Genomic DNA, 18,808 nt, shown 5'->3' on the forward strand with positions numbered 1-18,808 from the left:
AGCACCCCGTTTGCTACTACCATACAAGCACTACCATTCTAGTGTGTCAACAGTTTAGACTGGAGCTATGGCAAGCGAGAAAAGAGGCGGCGCGCCGCGGCTGTCCGTAAGGGATCAGACACTGGAAACGATTCGGCGTCGCATCATTTCCCTCCAGCTGCCCCCTGGCGAGCCGCTTTCTGAGAATGAGCTGGCTCAGGAACTGGGGGTCAGCCGGACGCCAGTTCGCGAAAGCCTGATCCTGCTGCGCGAAGAGGGCCTGATCCAGGTCTTCCCCCAGATTGGCTCCTTCGTTTCTCTGGTGGACCTTGGCCGCGTGTCGGAGGCCCAGTTCGTGCGGGAGGCCATCGAATGTGCGTCACTGCGGGATCTGGCCGTGGACGATGAAGGCATTGCCGGACTCCGGCACATACTCAAGAGCCAGACGGAAGCCGACTTGCAGAAAAACGTCGAGGAGTTTTTCCGGCTCGACGAGGAGTTCCATCGCGAGCTCCTCCGCCTTGCCGGACATGAGTCCGCATGGGCTGCAGTTAACTCTGCCAAGGCACACCTCGACCGCGCACGACGACTGAGCCTGCTGGACACCAGACCTATCGCAACACTGATCCAACAGCACACCGCAGTGGTAGATGCGCTGGAAGCCAACAACTTCGTTGACGCGGACAGCTCGCTGCGCCTCCACTTGCGGGGCGTCTTCGAGGACGTCCAGCGGATCCAGGAAGTCACCCCTGAGCTCTTTTCCGACGGTACGGTTCCCCGACCCAGCCGCCGAAGCGTAGCGCGCCTGTCCTGACCCGACAGGAAAGACAGGCAACTCTCCGGTCCTCGAAGACCGCCTACTGGTACGCCTGCCTATTCGATTTCGAACTATTCGTGCCCGCTGAACCACGCTGGAGGGCGGGGTCCGCTCATAGTTCTGCCGAGCACGGGCCCTTGCGTCACCGGACTAATCAGGCCCGGAAGAGCTGGCTCACGGCCGCAGGTTAGGCGCACCCCAACCGGACAAGAGAATGCCCAAGGTCTTGACTTCTACCAGTACCTGCGTCACGCCAAGCTGGAGTAAACCGTTCCCCTGCTACCTGCCGTCGTTGTGCCTTTGCCCTGCGGGCGTAGCTTGACGGAACATCTACTATCGGCTCTTTGAAGCCCGCGGGGGAGTGCCTGCAAGAGGGCCATTTCCGGCTCGGTTTTGGCATTTTTCCCCTGATTTCAACGTACCGGCCAATGGGGGCCCTAAAGGATGATGCGGCGGTGCCCCGTGGGACGACGATCTGACCCGACAGAAGTGCCAGGCAGGACATTGACGCTAGAGCTATCGGCTATTTTAGAACCGAAGGGGACGGCTACCAGCTTCGTAGCAGCTACCGGCGCTACGAGTGGAAATGCGGCAGTCTCAACGCCCCGTCCAGGAGAGCTGCACAACGGCTCGGCTTCACTTTCGAGGGTATCTTCCGCCAGGCCTTGGTCTACAAAGGGCGTAGCCGCGATACTGCCTGGTACTCCATCGTTGACTACGAATGGCCCCAGATTGGCAACGCTTTCCGGGCATAGCTTGAACCGCGGAACTTCGACGCGGACGGTAGCCAAAAGCGGTCCCTGTCGGACATACGCTCAGCATAGGCAACCCCGGTCCTGTTTCAACCCCCAGAAACAAAATGATGTCTAAGGCAATAGCGCAAAATGAACTCGCACGAACTTACCGACTGGTCGCTGGCCCCTAGTTGACGGACATCTTCTCGACGTTTCGTCCACCCTCGTAGACAAGGGCGGGTCAACCCGGTCCGGACCACGCGCCCTTTCGTTCCATAGAACTACACCCATACCGGACGTCAGGCAGTCCGTCCGTCGCCTGTCAGGTTAGGGTCGGTTACTGGATTTTTGGACACTCCGTTCGGAGATTCAAAGACCTGTACCTGAAACATTCGCGGTGGTCACAGCTCTCCGGCAAGCGCCCTCATAGTTCCACGGCCATCCAGCTGGCGGTGCCCATAGCTACTCGCCAACACTCCGGAGGCGGGGTCCCTTGCTATATCCTGATCCTTCCTAGTCCAGGCCAGGGGGCAGCCAGGACAAAGCACGTCGAATGGCCGTCAGTGACATCCAGCAGCAACTTCCCAGGGCTTGTGCCAGGCAAAGTCCCGCAAGACGATTTTCTTGACTGTCCCACGGGACTCGTCGAATACTACTTCGCGGATGGCGTCTTCCGCTGGTCGGACAGTTTGTACCGCATCTACGGGTATGAGCGGGGCGATGTTGTCCCCTCCATGGAGATGGCCTCCGCCCACATCGAGCCCGAAGACCGGCCCAGGGTCCAGGCCTATTGGGACCGCGTGTCATCGGCTGGCGGACCATCGTCCATCTACGTATCCATCCGGGACCGCAAGGACCGTCAGCACAAACTGCTTTACTCTGCGGACTACATCCTCGACGGGGCCACACCTATTGGTGTCTGGGGTGTGGTCGTGGACCTGACGCAGTCAATCCATACTGACCGCCACCAACTTGCCACCGAGGCGGTGGCCGCATCAGCCCGCAACCGGGCAGTGATCGAACAGGCCAAGGGCATCCTGATGGGGCGCACCGGTGTCAACGCTGACCAGGCCTACGAACTCATGAGCCAGCTAAGCCAGGATACGAACCGCAAGGTTTATGACATTGCACGCGACATGGTGGACCGGGCAACCACCCGGGCCGGAGATCCGGAGAACCAGAACCACCCGCTGCTGTAACCGGCCCACAGCAGCCCGCCCTTACCCCTTCCGCTCCGCCCGGTAGGCGCTGGGACTGACCCCGTGCAGCCGGCGGAACTGGCGGGAGAAATAGAACTGGTCCTGCAGGCCCACTTCCCGGCCCACCTGTGCGATGGTCAGGTCGGTGGTATCCAGCAGGCGGCGGGCCCGGGCCATTTTCAGGGCGGTGTGATGGGCCAGGACTCCCCCGCCGGTCGCTTCCCGGAACAGCTTGCTGAGGTGCGACGACGAGACGCCCACCAGCGCCGCAAGATCGGCCAGGCGAATGGTCCCGTTTACCCGTTCCTCCAGGTAGTTCATGGCCTGCTGCAACGGAGTGCCGGTCTCCGCGACGCGGCGGTCCACGGCCAGCGTCGCCAGCAGCTTCCACACCATCCCCGATGTCGCAACCAAACGCGCAGGCGACTGGTCCTTCTCCAGCGCGGTGATGATCTCATCCAGCATGGCCGTCAACCGGTCCGCCGCCGCCAGCGGAATCGTGGGACGGTCAACGCGCACTCCCGCCTCCGCTATCAGCTCGGCAGCATCGGTTCCGCGGACGTGGCACCACCAGATCGTCCATGGGTCGTCCTTGTGGGCACCATAGGCATGTGCCTGGCCGGTACCGCCGGGAAGCACGACGGCGGTGGCCTTGCCCACGTCGCTGCGGGCACCGGCGGTTTCCACCCACCCCCGCCCTGCGACGCAGAGGATGACGATGGTTTCGTCCGCGCCTTGGGGCCGGTACCGTCCGTGGTCCTCTGCAGCAGGAAAAACACCGGCATCGGTGACCACCAGGTGGCGCGTAATGGGGCGGGTGAGTGCTTCGCGGACCAGCGGCCGCGGCACCACCACCAGCCGCTGGTTCTGGAACCCGTGCGCCCGTTCCACATTCGCTCCCTCCGTCACGGAATGTCCATGCTACGACGGAAGGGCCGCCTCACTGCCGGACTTCGCACCAGTCGGTCCAGCGGACCAGCTGCACCCCGTCCACGGCTATCAGGTCACCGTCCACGCCATCACGCCGCTGCTGTGCGGCCAGCGGCAAGCCCACCTTTGCTTCCTTGGGCAGCGGCAGGATCTGGAGGGCGACGTCGGACCCTGGCTGGATGCCGGCGTCGTGCATTTCGATGACCCACGCGGACCCGTCCCAGAAGCGGTCCCCCACCACCCGGCCGTCCACGAGCAGCCGGGCGACGTTGCCCGCCCAAGCGATCTCCAACTCGGTGAAACCTGGCACTTCGGAGAGTCCCGCCGTCGGAAGCTCAACCTTGTACGCGGCCGAAAGCTCCGCTAAGACGCCGTCGTCTGGTGCCGCTGCCCGGCCGGCCAGGGAACCGAAGGACGCAGGAACAGGGCGTGCATCGCGTACCAGTTGCACTGCAAGCGCCTGGTGCGCAGGCTCACGGACCACGGCAGCGGCAGCCACCTCCTCGAACGTCCCGGCCGTTGGAGAGTACCGCCGGGCCGAAGGTGCTCCGAGCGCCCTGCCCGCCAGCAGCCCATCCGCATCAACCCAGACCGGATCTGCTGACAGGACCAACTCCCTGCCCTGCAAGGTTTCCAGAACCCAGGCCTGGTCCGCCAGTGCTGCCGGCAGGACCAGGATCTTCAGGGAGCCCTCGAGAGATGTCACCGTCAGCGTCACCGGCACAGAGGAATCAACGGTGTACGTGCCTCCGCCCCAGGCGGTGGCAGCCCCCTCAAGGGCTGTCCCCTCCGGCAGGCACAACTGGGCTGCAATGCCGGCCTCGGCGGCCAGGACCAACGTTGGGGTGGCGGAATCGGCGTCGAGGATGGTCAGCGGGGATGCCGTGGCCCACAGGAGCCGGACACCGCCGACCTCCAGGTTCACCGGCCAGGCAGCGATGGTTCCGGGCGGGATGTCCACCGGCAAGGCGGGAACGGTCACCGCCCCGTCCGCCAGCCCCAGACGGAACTGCGCGCCGGTATATTCCTGCAGTGGAATATGCGGCTGGTACCAGGTGATGAACACGAACCCGCAGTTCCCATCAGACCGCAGCGCCCAGCGGAGCGTCTCCGAATCCTCAACCCCTGACGGCACCCGGTCCGGCAAAGAGGACGGCATCGGTGCCAGGCGCTCCCCGAACGCGGACAGGAACGCGTGCTGCCGGCGCAGCAGCCCAAAGCCCGGCGCCAGCCTTCCGGCGGCACCGATCGGGGCGTGGAAGTCGTAATCGAACTCCGGAAGGTCGTTCGGGTAGCCGGTTGCCTGGGACTCCTGCAGGCCGCCTGCGGGGTTTGTTCCGCCCGCGAACATGTAATACCCCTGCCAGGCCGAGCCGCTGCCGATCTTGTTGTTGGCCACCGCAGCCACGTCCCTGCCCTGGGGCCATGGCCGGCGCTGGTAGGCCGTGGCCATGCCGCCGGTCAGCTCGCAGGTGGCCGGCGGGAAGAGGTTCGACGGCGAGCGAGGCGGAGCGGCATTGCTTCCGGAGAGATGTTCGCGGAGGTCAGCACCGATGCCGGGGTCATCCCACTGGTGGCTGAAGAAGTAGTGCTGGCGGAAGGTGGGGTCCCAGGGGGCGCCGGCGTCCACCCAGAAGCCGTCGCCGTAGCCGCCAAAGACCGGCAGGACGTCCCCGTCCGGAAGATCAGCCCCGCCCCACGCGGTTGCCGTCCACACCGGGGCCGTCAGCCCGGACGCCCGGGCCAGCTTCTTCAGCTCGGTGAGATGCGCGGGCTGGTCGTAGAGCTCATTGTCCAGCTGGATGCCGATCACGTGGCTGTCCGGCCCGGTCAGGCCGCGCAGCTCAACTCCCAGGCAGTTGTACCACCGCTCCACCATCGCGAGGTACGCGGGATCGTTGGTGCGGTGCTCGACGGCGGCTGCCTGGACCCAGTCCGGGAACCCGCCGTTTCGGACCTCGCCGTGGGCCCAGGGGCCGATGCGCAGGACGACGTCCAGATCCAGGGCGGCGCACAGCCGGACGAAAGCGGCAACGTCCAGGTTGCCATCGAACCGCGCCTCGCCCTGGACCGGCTGGTGGTGGATCCAGAAGACGTAGCAGGCCACTACCGTGATGCCGCCGGCCTTCATCAGACGCAGCCTGTCTTCCCACCGGTTCCGGGGAAGCCTGCTGAAGTGGATTTCCCCTGAGACCGGGATGGCCGGGCGGCCGCCGCACTCCAGGTAGTGGCTGGTGAGCCGCCACCGGCTGTGCCGGTCCTCTGTGTTGCTCATGGGCGGGCGCCGGAGCGGCAGCTCATGCGGCAGGTGGACGGCGGTCAGGAGTTCAAGGGCGGTGTTCGGGGAGCTCATGCAGGCGTCTTTCAGTTCACGGCGGCGGTAAGGATCAGGTGGTTCATGCGGCATTGCCATTCTTCATCGGCCCACATGGGGTGGTGCGGTGCCGCATTGGAGCAGAGGACCATTCCCCAGACCCCGTGCTCCAGCGCCATCCGGATGCCGCGTTCGGCGAGGTCGCGGCCTACGGGCCCCTCCTCAAAAGTGCCAAGCAGGGGTGTGTAGCCGATCCAGCCCTCGCCCACCACCGCGGGCACGTCTTTCCAGCGTGCCCACGCCGCGATGGCGACTACGCGGGATTCGATCTCGCGACGCATCACTTCCCGGTAGGGGCCGTATTCGTTGTACAGCCAGGTGTCCCACGCGCCGGGGTCGATCCAGTCGTAGCCGTAGAACATCTGGTCCGTGACCACGGTGGCCCGGTACTTCCATTCGGCCAGTCGACCGTACTCCGCAAGGGACGGAGCGTCGGACTTCAGCAGCGCCCGCAACGCCGGGTTGGGAAAACCGCTGGTCCCTTCAGACCGGATGTCGATCTGCCGCTGCAGCGCATCCAGCACACCGTAGCTGTAAACATGGAACTGCGCCGCGCCCAGTCCATCCGGCAGCGTGTGCATGGCCAGGTGCGGCGGCTTTCCGTAGCTGGCCGTGAGCAGAAGATCGGGATGCACTGACCGCAGCCGCTGCAGCTGCCGGCTCCCGCCGTCGGCGAGCGCCGGGAGGATGGAGAAGTCCACCTCGTTGTGCAGCTCCACCATGGCAATGCGTTCCCGGTGCCCGGCCTCAGTCAGGGCCCGGATCAGCCGGTCCCATGCATCGGCCAGGACCCGGTACCTCTCCCCCAGCGGCACCGCGTCGATGGCTTCGAACCACCGCGGCGACGCTGCGAAAACCGGTGACTGCTGGTATTCCCAGCTGGCCAGGATGACCACCAGACCGTGCCGTGCGGCACAATCGAACAGGTCCAGCAACCGCTGCCACAGGTTCAGCCGGCAGCCCCCGGGAGCGTCATACCAGCGCGTGCCCCGGCCGTAGATTCCGCCGTCGGGCGCTGTTCCGAGTCCCTCGATCTCGAGGTCCTCCGCCAGGGCGTCAAGCCCCAGTCCGCCGAAGAGCAGCAGCGGTGCGGCGCAGATCCGGATGGTGTTGTAGCCCCGCGCAGCAGCCTCGGCGCAGGCCTTGTCCAGGTCCGCGTACGGCCCGCCCTCCTCGGCCCGGGCGTACCAGGAGAAGTCCCAGAGGGTGATGGCCAGGCGGGATGGAAGGTGCGACGGCGGCGCTCCGGTCAGGGCGGGCGTGTCACCTTCGATCGTTCCGGACCCCAGGTACCGCGGTTCCCTTGTCACAGCGCTGCTCCTTCTTTCGTCTGCAGGCGGCCGGTCAACAGGCGCCCCTCCGCGGCCAGGTGGCGCAAAGATGCCGCCTGTTGGCTCCGGGGCGCCGTGGTCCCGGTATCGAACAGCAGCAGCTCGGGCAGGGACGTGGCGAAGTAGCCCGGAGCGGCGGGAGCGGACTCCATCTCATCAGCCCGGGCTTCCAGGCTGCCCCAGACAGTCCCCGCCTTGTCGAGCCTGCCCAGCCTGGCGCAGGCAACACCACGCCAGTAGCCGGCAGGCCCAACCGGACCAGGGTCCACGGCCAGGGGATTCTCCCGCCGGCAGGCCCTGGTCCATGCCTCTTCGGCAGCCTTGGCGTCACCCACATGCTTCAGCACGTCGCCAAGCGCGACGAACCGCTCAGCCATGCTGTCCCCCGGATGCCGCCCCTCGCCCAGGTTCGCCGGCGCATCGATGCCCTCGCGCAACAAGGCGATTGCCGCCGTCGGCTGCTGCTCCATCAACGCCCGCGCCTGCCGGACGGCAGCCCTGTCGTAAGCGGCGAGCGCCAAACCCTCACCGCCTTCAAAGGGTTGGAAGGCGCGGGAGGCCAGGAGTGCCAGGGCGTCCGCAGCCCGTCCGACGTCGGTCAAAAGGTTCGCATAGAGAACGGCGAGGTCGTCCCGGGCCAGGGAGGCAGGCCCATGCCGCTCGATATCCGCGATCCGCTGCTCTGCGGGCAGGCCGCGCAGCTCCGCCAGCACGGCCCGTTCAAAGACCAGCCGGGCGTCACCAGGGCCCAACTCCAAGGCGCGGGCCAAGTACGCGTCAGCAGCGTCCGGGTCGCCCCCTGTGTTCACCGTCGCCAACGCGGCATTCCGCCACACCACAGGGTCGGTGGCGCCATGGGTCATCGCTTCCTCCAGGTGCACCAGCGCATCCCGGGTCCGACCTGCATCCAGCAGCCAGCATCCCAGCAACCCGTGCGCCACGGGATCACGCGGGTCGGCTTCGAGGGCACGGTGCAGCGCATCGAAGTCGTCCAAGCCGTAGGGGAACGCGTAAGTGGTGTTCGCCCGCCGCACCGCAGCACGTTCTGCCGCGGCGCCCTGGGGGTCGCGCAGTTCCTCAAGCCAGCTGGCCCGAAGGTAGTGCCGCAGCGCCCCGGGGTTGCCGAACGCCGCGGGGCTGCGGCCCTCGCCGTGGACCTTGCCGTCGGCCCGGGTCAGGTCCAGGGCGCGTTGCCACTGACCCGCGCGGGCCAGCCAGCAGGCAACCGTCACGCTGGTCTTGGGGTCTTTCGCGTCCAGCGTTCCAGCGAGCGCCAGCGCCACCGGGTCCAGCGGGTCGGCGGCCAGGATGTCCTGCAGCAGCCGGGCGCTTTCGTCCCGGCGCCCCAGGTGTTCGAGTGCCAGATACCGGAGGTGACGCGCTTCGGGGCTGGTTGCCTCCAGAACCAGCGCGGATTCGGCATGCTGCAGCGCCTGCGCCGGGTTTCCCGACCGGAGGGCCAGCCGCGCCAGGGCCAGTTGCGCCGGGTGTCCCCACGCCCGGTCCCAGGCGGCCTTCCCGAACCGTTCCGCAGCTTCGTCCAGCCGCCCGGTGCGTTCCAGGACCAGGCCAAGCCGGTAACTGGCCTCTCCGCTTGCCGGATTGAGGTTGCGGCGGGTCAGCCGGGCCAGGGCGTTCTCGAGGAGTTTCCGGGCCTGGCCGTAGTGGCCCAGCCGGTATGTGGCCGCGCCGAGCGCGATCGACGCCCGCGAATCCAGGGGATCCCGGCGGAGCATTTCCTCGAAGTACGGCAGGGGCCGCCTGGTGGGGTGCCGGTTTTGCGTCAGATGCGTTCCGGTGATGAACAGCTCGTCCTGGCCTTCCATGTCCCGGGGCGCCGCAGGCTCCGTGGCCGCCCAGGGCTCGGGCGGGTTGTCTAGGCGTATCCGCGGGGTCCAGGAAATCAGCTCCCGGTTGCCGTCCAGGACCTGGAGAGTGAGGTCGGGTTCCTTGGCCGGGGCGGGCAGCTGAACAGTGGCGGTGAACGGGTGGGCGGGCGAGAGCGGCCCGTCCCAGTCCTGGACTCTTTCGCCCCGCAGCGTGAGCACCACGGTGGCGTGCCCGTGGTGGCCGGTGCTTGAGACGCCCACCCTGACATGGCGTCCCGCAGGGTCAAGGGAAAGCGCGACGGCGGCTTCCAGGTTCGCCTGGTGCGCCGGGCCGATGTGCCGGATGGGGTACCAGTACTGGCTGAAGGTGCGCGTCTCGCCGGGTGCCAGGTAGCTGAAGTCCGGCTGGTTGTCCGTATAAACGCCGGCCATCAGCTCGACGTACGGGCCGTCGTCGTCCGTTAAATGCTTGTCCCATGCCTTGCCCACCGGGCCGTTCCCCCACGTCCACTGCTTCTTGCCCGGTGCAATGCTGCGGTCCGCCCAATGGACAAAGCCCGCGCCGGCGTCGTGGTCGTAGCCGCCAAAGAAGCTGTCCGCGGTGTCGGTGACCATATAGGAGGTGGGGACCGGAATGTCGGCGTAGAAGTCGAGCCGGTCCGCGTCCGGGTTGCCGCCCTCCCTCGCGAGCGCGGGGTAGTCCACCCCGTAGTAAGGGCGGTCCGCACGCGGGAAGGCGGTGATGGCGCGCCGCGCATGGTCCGCCACGTAGGACACGTCCGTAGGGAAGAACGACTGGTAGTTTTCATGCACCCGGGCCGCCACGTTGGCCCACCAGAGGAAGGTCTGCGGTTCATCCGTCCGGTTGTACAGCCTGGCTTCCACCTCGATGAGGGAAGTGTCCGGGCACAGCCGCACGCCGTGGGTTCCGCGCATCCGCTGCAGCGGGTCCAGGTCGCTGTGCCAGACGGTGACGGTCCCGTCTTCAGCACGCTCGACGGCGGTTTCCACCGGCAGGAAGGTGGCCGGCCGGTGGTGCTGGGGCCAGTTGAATTCCACCCCGCCGGAGATCCACGGCCCGGCCAGGCCCACCAGGCCGGGCTTAATCACGTTGTTCCGGTAGAAGAAGTCGTAGCCGGCGGTCTTGTCGTAGCCGATGTGGATGCGACCGCCGATTTCCGGGAGCAGCATCAACCGGATGTATTGGTTTTCCAGATGGATGGCCTGCCACAGTCTGGGCTTTTTGGCGGATTCGATGCTGTCGATGAACGGCATGGGGTACACCTTGCCGCTGGAGCCCTGGTACACCCTGCGGTCCAGGAACAGCGGATACCGGTCCGGATCGCCGGGAGCGTAGGTGTCGATCCAGACTGGCTCGCTCCAGCAGGCCACTCCGCCTGCGTCCAGGATGTCCCGCTGGTCGGCAGGTGCTTCGGGCAGGACAATCAGGCTCTTTTGGTCGAGGGTCACCCCTCAAGGCTATGAACTGCTGACGCAGCTTCCCATGGCCGAAACGCGCAGGTATATGGACGATCGTATTCGCGGGACTGCGTTCAACAACCGAGCGGCGCCGTGCACGGCGCCAAAGGTTGGATCATCACGTTGTCATGGATTGTGACCCACCCGTCGGCCTCCAACTCCCTGTGGTTGAACTGGTCCGGCACGAGTACTACGTTCCTGCCATCGGGGCCCGACACGTAGGCAACGGGGTCGCGGCCGTCGCCCATCGCATGGCAAAGCTCCCAGTAATCGTCCCGGTAGCCGCCTTTGCCGAGGATGCAGAAGGAAGAATCGGTGGCCCCTTTGGCAGCGTAGTAAGTGGTGCTTTCGTAGGTGGCCAAAAACCTGGCGCTATCGATTCTCGCCTCCCCGTCCGAAATGCGGCTGGCGGCGGGCACGTCCCGCTCCGTTGCCGGACGCTCCAGGACCTTTAGGGTGCCGAAGTCCACTATGAAGAAGTGGGAATAGATGAAACCCAGTCCGACGCAGGTACCGACCCCGACGGCGGCAGCGAGTGCGATAACGAGCTTCCAGAACTGGGTTAGCGGCATGGGCGGCTGGATGTATGGATCCGTAGTCAAGCGCTGCCCCCTCAGGCTCGTAACTCCGTTGTACCGTATCGTGAACCGCCGTCGTCCGCCTACACCGCCAGGCGCGGCCCGTCCGCCCCGATGTGCACGGATGCAGCAACAGGCACGGAAGCTACAACAGGCAGGGAGCCGGTCGTCGCCTCGACCACGGCCATCTGGCCGGTGGTGTCCGGGACACCGGGCGTCCTGAAAGAACCGGCATCATCCAGCTCTGCGTTGCCTCGAGCCCTGTTCGGGCGAGGACCTCATACGCTGGCCGGCGGCATAACCATACCCCGCTGCCAGGGGCTCTTCTGACGCACAATTCCGCACCCGGCGGAGGGTGGACAAGACCCCTGCCGCGTAGCACGATCAGAGCTGTGACCACCAGTCCCGCTTCCGATCCCTACCTCCGCGAACTCACCCGGCTGAGGCGTGTCAAGGACCGGATGGACCGGGAGTACGCGCAGCCGCTCGACGTCGAATCCCTCGCCAGGGACGTGCACATGTCGGCCGGCCATTTCAGCCGGCGATTTAAGCTCGCGTACGGCGAATCGCCCTACAGCTACCTGATGACCCGCCGCATCGAACGTGCCATGGCGCTGCTCCGCATCGGTGACCTCAGCGTCACTGACGTGTGCTTCGCCGTCGGCTGTTCCTCGCTGGGGACCTTCAGCACCCGCTTCAGCGAGCTGGTGGGCATGCCTCCCAGCATCTACAAACAGGAGGCGGCGCAGTCGACGGCGGGGATCCCCGCCTGCGTGGCGAAACAGGTCACCAGACCGGTCAGGAATCGAGAAGCGCCGGTCCCTGAGCCGTTACTAGCATGACTGCCATGGACATCAACATTTCCTCAACCTTCCTTCCCGCTACCGATCCCGACGCCTCACTGGCGTTCTACCGCGACGCCCTGGGCTTCGAAATCCGCAACGACGTGGGCAAAGGCACCATGCGGTGGATCACCGTTGGTCCCGCAGGCCAAAAGGACGTCTCCATCGTCCTGCACCCGCCGGCCGTGGACCCTGGAATCACCGAGGCCGAGCGCCAGACCATTGCCGAAATGATGGCCAAAGGCACCTACGCCACCATCGTCCTCTCCTCGCCGGACGTGGATGCAGCGTTCGCCAAGGTTGAGGCCAGCGGCGCCGACGTCGTCCAGGAGCCCATTGACCAGCCGTACGGAATCCGTGACTGCGCTTTCCGCGACCCCGCCGGCAACACGGTCCGGATTAACCAGCAGCCATAGGCATATAACCAACAGCGCATATAACGGACGACGCCGGAGGAAGGCTGCCAGCACAGCCTCCTCCAGCGCCGCTCCAGGAGAAGGGGACATCTTGACCACGGACATCACTACTGACGCCGGCATGGAAGCCGGTCAGTCCGGGATCCACATCGCCGACACCCATGACCTGATCCGCGTCCAAGGGGCGCGGGAGAACAACCTCAAGGACGTGAGCCTGGAGCTGCCCAAGCGCCGGCTCACGGCGTTCACGGGCGTGTCCGGCTCGGGCAAGAGCTCCCTGGTGTTTGCCACGATCGCCGCCGAGTCACAGCGGATGATCAATGAAACCTACAGCGCGTTTGTGCAGGGCTTCATGCCAAACCTGGCCCGTCCGGATGTGGACCGGCTGGAAGGGCTGACGACGGCGATCATCGTGGACCAGGAGCGGATGGGCGCCAACCCGCGCTCCACGGTGGGCACCGCAACCGATGCCAACGCCATGCTGCGGATCCTGTTCAGCCGGCTGGGTAAGCCCTACGTCGGACCGCCCACCGCGTTCTCCTTCAACGTGCCCACCCGCAAGGCCAGCGGCATCATGAGCACGGAAAAGGGCGGCCGGGTGGAAAAGAACGTGGTCCGCCAGGTCACCTACCTGGGCGGCATGTGCCCGCGCTGCGAGGGCATGGGCAACATCAGCGACATCGACCGGACAGCGCTCTACGATGACTCGAAGTCGCTGAACGACGGCGCCCTCACCGTCCCCGGCTACTCCATGGACGGCTGGTACGGCCGCCTGTTCGAAGGCATGGGCCTGCCCATGGACAAGCCCATTGCCGCGTTCACCAGGAAGCAGCTGGACACGATGCTCTACGCCGAGCCCACCAAGATCAAGGTGGAGGGCGTCAACCTCACGTTCGAGGGCATCATCCCCAAGATCCAGAAGTCCATGTTGTCCAAGGACGTGGAGGCCATGCAGCCTCACGTGAAGCGCTTCGTGGAGCGTGCCGTCACGTTCGCCACCTGCCCCGACTGCGGCGGAACGCGGCTGACTCCTGAAGTGCTTAACTCACGGATCAACGGCAGGAACATCGCGGACCTCTGCACCATGCAGATCAGCGACCTGGCCAAGTGGGTGGGCGCTCTGGACGAGCCCTCGGTCCGGCCGCTGCTCGCCGGTCTGCGGGACCTGCTGGACGCCTTCACCGAAATCGGGCTGGGATACCTCTCCCTTGACCGGCCCGCCGGAACCCTTTCGGGCGGCGAAGCTCAGCGGACCAAAATGATCCGCCACCTGGGTTCCTCACTGACCGACGTGACCTATGTCTTCGACGAGCCCAGCATCGGCCTGCACCCGCACGACATCGAGCGGATGAACACCCTTCTGCTGCAGCTGCGGGACAAAGGCAACACCGTCCTGGTGGTGGAGCACAAACCGGAAATGATCGCCATCGCCGATCACGTCGTCGACCTTGGCCCCGGCGCCGGAACCGGCGGCGGCGAGATTGTCTACGAGGGCGACGTCGACGGGCTGCGTTCCAGCGGCACCATCACCGGCCGGCACCTGGGCGACCGCGCCCGGCTGAAGGATTCCTTCAGGGCCGCCAAGGGGGTGCTGGAGGTGCGCGGCGCCTCCACCAACAACCTGCGCGACGTGGACGTCGATGTGCCGTTGGGCATGCTGTGCGTAGTGACGGGCGTGGCCGGGTCCGGCAAGAGCTCGCTGATCCACGGCTCGCTGGCCAGTCGCGAGGGCGTCGTCGTGATCGACCAGGGCGCCATCAAGGGCTCCCGGCGGAGCAACCCGGCCACCTACACCGGGCTGCTGGAGCCCATCCGCAAAGCCTTCGCCAAGGCCAACGGTGTGAAACCGGCGCTCTTCAGCTCCAACTCCGAGGGCGCCTGCCCCACCTGCAACGGGGCAGGCGTGATCTTCACCGAGCTCGGCGTCATGGCCACCGTGGAGTCCACGTGCGAGGACTGCGAGGGCCGCCGCTTCCAGCCCGCCGTCCTCGAGTACACGCTGGGCGGGCAGAACATCGCGGATGTGCTGGACATGTCCGTGGATGCGGCGCTGGCCTATTTTGCCGAAGGCGGGGCCAAGACCCCCGCGGCGCACAAGGTCCTGGAGCGCCTGGCGGACGTCGGCCTGGGCTACATCACCCTGGGCCAGCCGTTGACCACCCTGTCCGGCGGCGAGCGCCAGCGCCTCAAGCTGGCCACCCAGATGGCGGAGGCCGGGGAAATCTACATCCTGGACGAGCCCACCGTCGGCCTGCACCTGGCCGACGTCGAACAGCTCCTGAGCCTGCTGGACCGGCTGGTTGACTCCGGCAAGTCCGTCATCGTCATCGAGCACCACCAGGCGGTCATGGCGCACGCGGACTGGATCATCGACATCGGTCCGGGAGCAGGGCACGACGGCGGCAGGATCGTCTTCGAGGGCACCCCGGCCGAGCTGGTGGCCGGGCGGGCAACGCTCACCGGCCAGCATCTGGCCACCTACATCGGCGGTTGAAGCCCGCCGGACCAGCAGCCCGAAAGCTGCCGCCTGGCTGCCCTAAAGCCGCTCGAGGAACGAAACGGTGGCGGCACCGATCTGCTGCTGGGCGGCCTGGCGGCTGATGCCGGGCTCGCCGTCGCCGGGCTGGCTGCCGTAGTCGCCGAAGAAGGCGTGCACCCCGCCCTGGACGGCGGCAAACGTGGTTCCGGCCGGCAGCAGGTCCCGGGAGGCCTCGATCTTCGCCCGAGTGCTGAGGCCGTCATTGGTCCCGGAGACCGACAACACGGACAGCCCGTCGCGGTCCTGCAGTGAGTCGATCGGGTAGGAGGCGTACAGGACCAGGCCTTCAATGTCGGGGTTGTCCAGCGCGAACGAGGATGCGGACACCCCGCCCAGCGAATGGCCGCCCACGGCCCAGGTGGTGATGTCCGGGTTCCCCGCGATGGCGCCGCGGGCCTGGTTTCCGTCCAGCAGGCTGAGCCCGAGCGGCTCCTTCAGGATGACCACCCGGTACCCGGCCCCCACGGCAGGGGCCAGGACGTCCTGGTAGGCCCTCGCATCCACCCGGGCACCGGGGTAGAAGACCAGCCCTTTGGTGGTCGCGCTTCCCTCGGGCGACATGGTGATCGCGGTGTTCGTCTCGGTGACCATAAAGTCCGACGTCGGCCCTGCCTCCGCCGCTGGCCCCGGCTGGTAGGCGAAGGGGTTAAGCCAGGCCAGCCCGGCGGCGAGCGCCAGGACGGCAATCCGGCCGGCCCAGGCAGAGACTGTCCGGACGCGTGAACGGGGCCTCGGAGCATCCCGGCGGCGCCAGAGCAGGACGGCCCAGGCTACACCGACAGTGGCCACCGCCAACAGGATGCCCGGGAGCAGGGGGTGCCCGCCCAGGACCGCAGGGTTGCCAGCCAGCATCCACACGGCAACCCCTGCCAATGCCGCTGCGCAGGCTATTGATGCCCAGAAGAGGGCTGTACGCCGGCGCGCGGGAGGGCGGGTTTCCGCCGGGGAAGAGCTGTCCATGCCCTCGATCCTTCCACCGTCCGGCCGGATTTCAATGCCAGCTGGCCTAGGCTGGTTGAACCAGGGCCCACGGCCGCAGGGTTCCCTGGCCGAGCTTGCGAGGTGAGGGAGCGGTTGGGGACCTACCGGTACGACGTCGAAATCCTGCACCTGCTGGTGTCCCCGGCGCACGCCTACTTCGGGCGGGCCCGGGACGGTGCCGCCGACGTTCCCACCTCCGATGCTGCACAGGCGGAGGTAGTGGCCGGCAAGGGCATCGTGGGCGACCGGTTCTTCGGCAAGGCCGCACACATGGACGCAGCGGTGACCCTGTTCGCCGTCGAGTCCCTGGAAGCCATAGCGGCCGAGCTGGGCGCCGGGCCGTTCGATCCCCTGCTGACCCGGCGGAACGTGGTGCTGCGCGGAGCCCAGCTGGCGCCGCTGCTGGGGCAGGACTTTGGGCTGGAGTCGGGCGGGGACGTGGTGCGCTTCCACGGCGGCCGGCACGCCCAGCCCTGCGCATGGATGAACGGGATGCTGGCACCCGGCGCCCACCCGGCCATGCGGGGACGTGGCGGCATCCGCTGCCGAGCCCTTTCGAGTGGATTGCTGCACCGCGGCCCGGCCGTGCTGGTCAGCCCCGTGCCCCTGGATCCGGAGCAGGCCGGGGAGCCGAGCCTGCTGCGGCCATCGCGGCTGCCCTAGCAAAACGCCCGACGGCGTCACGCACGGCACGCTTTCGGCCCACCTTCGGCGGGGCGCCGCGGAAACCCAGGGTCCCGCCGTCGGGCCTTCGTTCAAAGCATGCCCGGCGTGACGTGCGGCTGCCGCAGTCAGTCCAGTTGCACACCCCGCAGCAGCACCATGGTCCCGCCCACCACCACGGCGGAGGCGAGGAAGACGCCAGCGGAGCCAAGCCCTGCCGCAACGACGCCGATGGCACTTGGCAGGACCACCTGGCCCACGCGGTTGCCGGCGAGCCGAAGCGCGAGTGCCCGGCCGCGCTGCCCGGCGGGGGCCTGCGCAGAAAGCCACGACATGGTCAGCGGCTGGCCGATGCCAAGGCCCAGGCCCAGCACCGCCATGACGATAAACAACAGCCACGCCGGCATGGGAACCGCAGCAGCAGCCAGCGCAACTGTTGAGAGGGCAAGGCTCACCACCAGCAGCCGCATCCGGCCGATCTTCCGGGACACCCTCCCCAGCAGCAGCCGGGAAACCATGGAAAACACGGCCCGTACGGTCAGCATGGCACCCACTGTTGCAGCAGTAAGCCCCCGGTCGGCGCCCAGGGCGGGGAGGTAGACCATGGTCAGGTCCACCACGGCGAGGACCGTGGCGCTGGTGGCAAGGGCGCGGGCCACGCCAGGCGTCTTCAGGAGCGCCATGGCGCCGCCCGTGCTGCCACCTGCGGCGACTGCCTTTCGCTTCCCGCCGCTGACCCGGGCCGAGACCGCGAAGGTGGTGGCGAATAGCCCCAGGCTCATGCACACGGAAAGGAAGAAAATGGCCTGCGTATCCGGGCGGACGGATGCGCCTCCCACCAGCGAAATCGCCAACGGCCCCAGGGCCTGCCCCAAGGAGGCGGCGAACGTCAGGTAGCCAAAGGCGGAGTCCATCCGCGCCGCGGCGGCATTGTTGGCCACCACCGCCTGCTGCCCCACCACACAGGCGAGCTGGCCGGCGCCCAGCAGCGCGGTGCCGATCACCAGCGCCACGATGGACGAGCCCCACAGGAACAGGAAGGCCGAGCAGGCGAGGACGACGGCGGACCCGATGGCCATCAGCCGGCGCTCACCCAGGCGGTCCACCAGGCCGCCCGTGGGAACGGCGAGCAGCAGGGGAAAGACCGCGTAGCTGGCAGCAAGCAGGCCCAGGGCAAAGTCGGGAACGTCCAGCTCCAGCGCGCGGTACGTGGCAGCGGGACGGACCAGGAAGGTCACTGCCTGGATCAGCGTCGAATGGACCAGGAGGGCTGTGGCGGAGCGGCGTCCGAGTTCACCGATCACGAGCCGGCGGCGCTGTCGCCGGACATGGCCCGCAGGGCTGCGTCGCGGGCAGCCATGACGTGGTCGAAGGCAATCCTGCCGGCCTTGTCCGGCTTACCGGCGGCAATGGCATCCACTAAAGTGCCGTGCTGGACCAAGGCCTGGTCCCTTCGTTGCTGCGTGCTGTTGGTGAAGTGCCGGTACCGCTCCATGTGGCCGGTGATTTGGCCATGGAAGCGCCGGGCCCATGTGTTCCCTGCGATCTCGGCGATCTTTGCGTGCAGCGACATCCCCTGCTGCATCGCATCATCGGCAAACTCCACCATGGCCGCATTGCGGGCAAGGATGCCCCGGAGTGCCTCAAGGTCGGCCTCCGTCGCCCTCAGGCACGCATTTCGGGCCATGAGGGATTCCATGGCAGCGCGTACTTCGAACAAATCGGAGATGGCTGCCTCATCCAGCGCCGGTACCAGAACCGCTCCCGTGGGTTGCTGCTCGAGGAGGCTCTCGGAAATAAGCCTCCTGACCGCTTCGCGCAGCGGCGTGCGGCTGACGTGGAGCGCCGCGGCCATGGCAGGCTCATAGATCCGCTCCCCCGGTTTCAGTTCGAGGGCGAGGATGCGCCGCTTCAGTTCGGCATAGACAACGTGTGCTCCGGTGTTCCGGGCTGGTGTTTCCGGCAAGGTGTACCTCCACCGGAATCATACTTGTATACATCTATACAGAACGAATGGCTGTAGCGCCTTCCCTCGGGAGGACCTACAGCACGGAAACGCCGGCAGGGACTCCCCCTGCCGGCACCGCGTGTGGCGTTCGACGGCGGGACGTCCCGCC

At 66.8% G+C, this 18,808-nt stretch carries 14 protein-coding genes; 6 read left to right on the forward strand and 8 right to left on the reverse strand.

The annotated features are described in order from the left end of the window. Positions 1-67: 67 nt before the first annotated feature. Together QFZ57_RS04405 and QFZ57_RS04410 are read left to right on the forward strand one after the other, a co-directional pair. Complete coding sequence (locus QFZ57_RS04405; protein WP_306898271.1) at positions 68-793, forward strand: GntR family transcriptional regulator; 726 nt, start codon at positions 68-70, stop codon at positions 791-793. Between the two features lie 1,300 nt (positions 794-2,093). Beyond that, a complete protein-coding gene (locus tag QFZ57_RS04410) occupies positions 2,094-2,729 on the forward strand; it encodes a PAS and ANTAR domain-containing protein (RefSeq protein ID WP_306898272.1) in 636 nt (211 codons plus the stop codon). A 21-nt stretch (positions 2,730-2,750) separates the two neighbouring features. On the opposite strand, the gene QFZ57_RS04415 is transcribed toward QFZ57_RS04410, so the two are convergent. The 5 genes from QFZ57_RS04415 to QFZ57_RS04435 all read right to left on the reverse strand — a co-directional run bounded on the left by QFZ57_RS04415 (position 2,751) and on the right by QFZ57_RS04435 (position 11,274). Continuing rightward, on the reverse strand, positions 2,751-3,638 hold the full coding sequence (locus QFZ57_RS04415; protein WP_306898273.1) for a helix-turn-helix transcriptional regulator: 888 nt from the start codon (positions 3,636-3,638) through the stop codon (positions 2,751-2,753). Positions 3,639-3,669: 31 nt separating this feature from the next. Next, a complete protein-coding gene (locus QFZ57_RS04420; protein ID WP_306898275.1) occupies positions 3,670-6,012 on the reverse strand; it encodes a beta-galactosidase in 2,343 nt (780 codons plus the stop codon). Between the two features lie 11 nt (positions 6,013-6,023). Further along, positions 6,024-7,343, reverse strand: coding sequence for a cellulase-like family protein (locus tag QFZ57_RS04425; RefSeq protein ID WP_306898278.1), 1,320 nt, complete (start codon positions 7,341-7,343; stop codon positions 6,024-6,026). Beyond that, a complete protein-coding gene (locus tag QFZ57_RS04430) occupies positions 7,340-10,663 on the reverse strand; it encodes a DUF5107 domain-containing protein (RefSeq protein ID WP_306898280.1) in 3,324 nt (1,107 codons plus the stop codon). Before QFZ57_RS04430 ends, QFZ57_RS04425 begins: the two co-directional genes overlap by 4 nt. A gap of 83 nt (positions 10,664-10,746) precedes the next feature. Next, the gene (locus tag QFZ57_RS04435; RefSeq protein ID WP_306629238.1) at positions 10,747-11,274 is read right to left on the reverse strand and encodes a hypothetical protein; all 528 of its coding nucleotides are present in this window, start codon (positions 11,272-11,274) and stop codon (positions 10,747-10,749) included. A gap of 368 nt (positions 11,275-11,642) precedes the next feature. Between QFZ57_RS04435 and QFZ57_RS04440 the strand changes: the two genes are divergently transcribed. From QFZ57_RS04440 to QFZ57_RS04450, 3 genes are all read left to right on the forward strand, one after another. After that, complete coding sequence (locus tag QFZ57_RS04440; RefSeq protein ID WP_306898282.1) at positions 11,643-12,092, forward strand: helix-turn-helix transcriptional regulator; 450 nt, start codon at positions 11,643-11,645, stop codon at positions 12,090-12,092. Next, positions 12,089-12,508 (forward strand): VOC family protein, encoded by a 420-nt coding sequence (locus QFZ57_RS04445; protein ID WP_306629240.1) that lies wholly within the window; start codon positions 12,089-12,091, stop codon positions 12,506-12,508. Before QFZ57_RS04440 ends, QFZ57_RS04445 begins: the two co-directional genes overlap by 4 nt. 121 nt (positions 12,509-12,629) lie before the next feature. Further along, the gene (locus QFZ57_RS04450; RefSeq protein WP_306901531.1) at positions 12,630-15,002 is read left to right on the forward strand and encodes an excinuclease ABC subunit UvrA; all 2,373 of its coding nucleotides are present in this window, start codon (positions 12,630-12,632) and stop codon (positions 15,000-15,002) included. Between the two features lie 42 nt (positions 15,003-15,044). Here QFZ57_RS04450 and QFZ57_RS04455 read toward each other — a convergent pair whose 3' ends face one another. After that, on the reverse strand, positions 15,045-16,007 hold the full coding sequence (locus tag QFZ57_RS04455) for an alpha/beta hydrolase (RefSeq protein ID WP_306898286.1): 963 nt from the start codon (positions 16,005-16,007) through the stop codon (positions 15,045-15,047). A gap of 102 nt (positions 16,008-16,109) precedes the next feature. On the opposite strand from QFZ57_RS04455, the gene QFZ57_RS04460 reads away from it, so the two are divergent. Further along, positions 16,110-16,691 (forward strand): MOSC domain-containing protein, encoded by a 582-nt coding sequence (locus QFZ57_RS04460; protein ID WP_306898287.1) that lies wholly within the window; start codon positions 16,110-16,112, stop codon positions 16,689-16,691. A 128-nt stretch (positions 16,692-16,819) separates the two neighbouring features. On the opposite strand, the gene QFZ57_RS04465 is transcribed toward QFZ57_RS04460, so the two are convergent. After that, positions 16,820-17,995, reverse strand: a complete 1,176-nt coding sequence (locus QFZ57_RS04465; protein ID WP_306898289.1) for an MFS transporter — start codon at positions 17,993-17,995, stop codon at positions 16,820-16,822. Beyond that, positions 17,992-18,657, reverse strand: coding sequence for a GntR family transcriptional regulator (locus QFZ57_RS04470; protein WP_306898291.1), 666 nt, complete (start codon positions 18,655-18,657; stop codon positions 17,992-17,994). Before QFZ57_RS04470 ends, QFZ57_RS04465 begins: the two co-directional genes overlap by 4 nt. Positions 18,658-18,808: the final 151 nt, after the last annotated feature.

Origin of the sequence: Arthrobacter sp. B1I2 (assembly GCF_030816485.1) — a bacterium.
Lineage (GTDB): Bacteria > Actinomycetota > Actinomycetes > Actinomycetales > Micrococcaceae > Arthrobacter.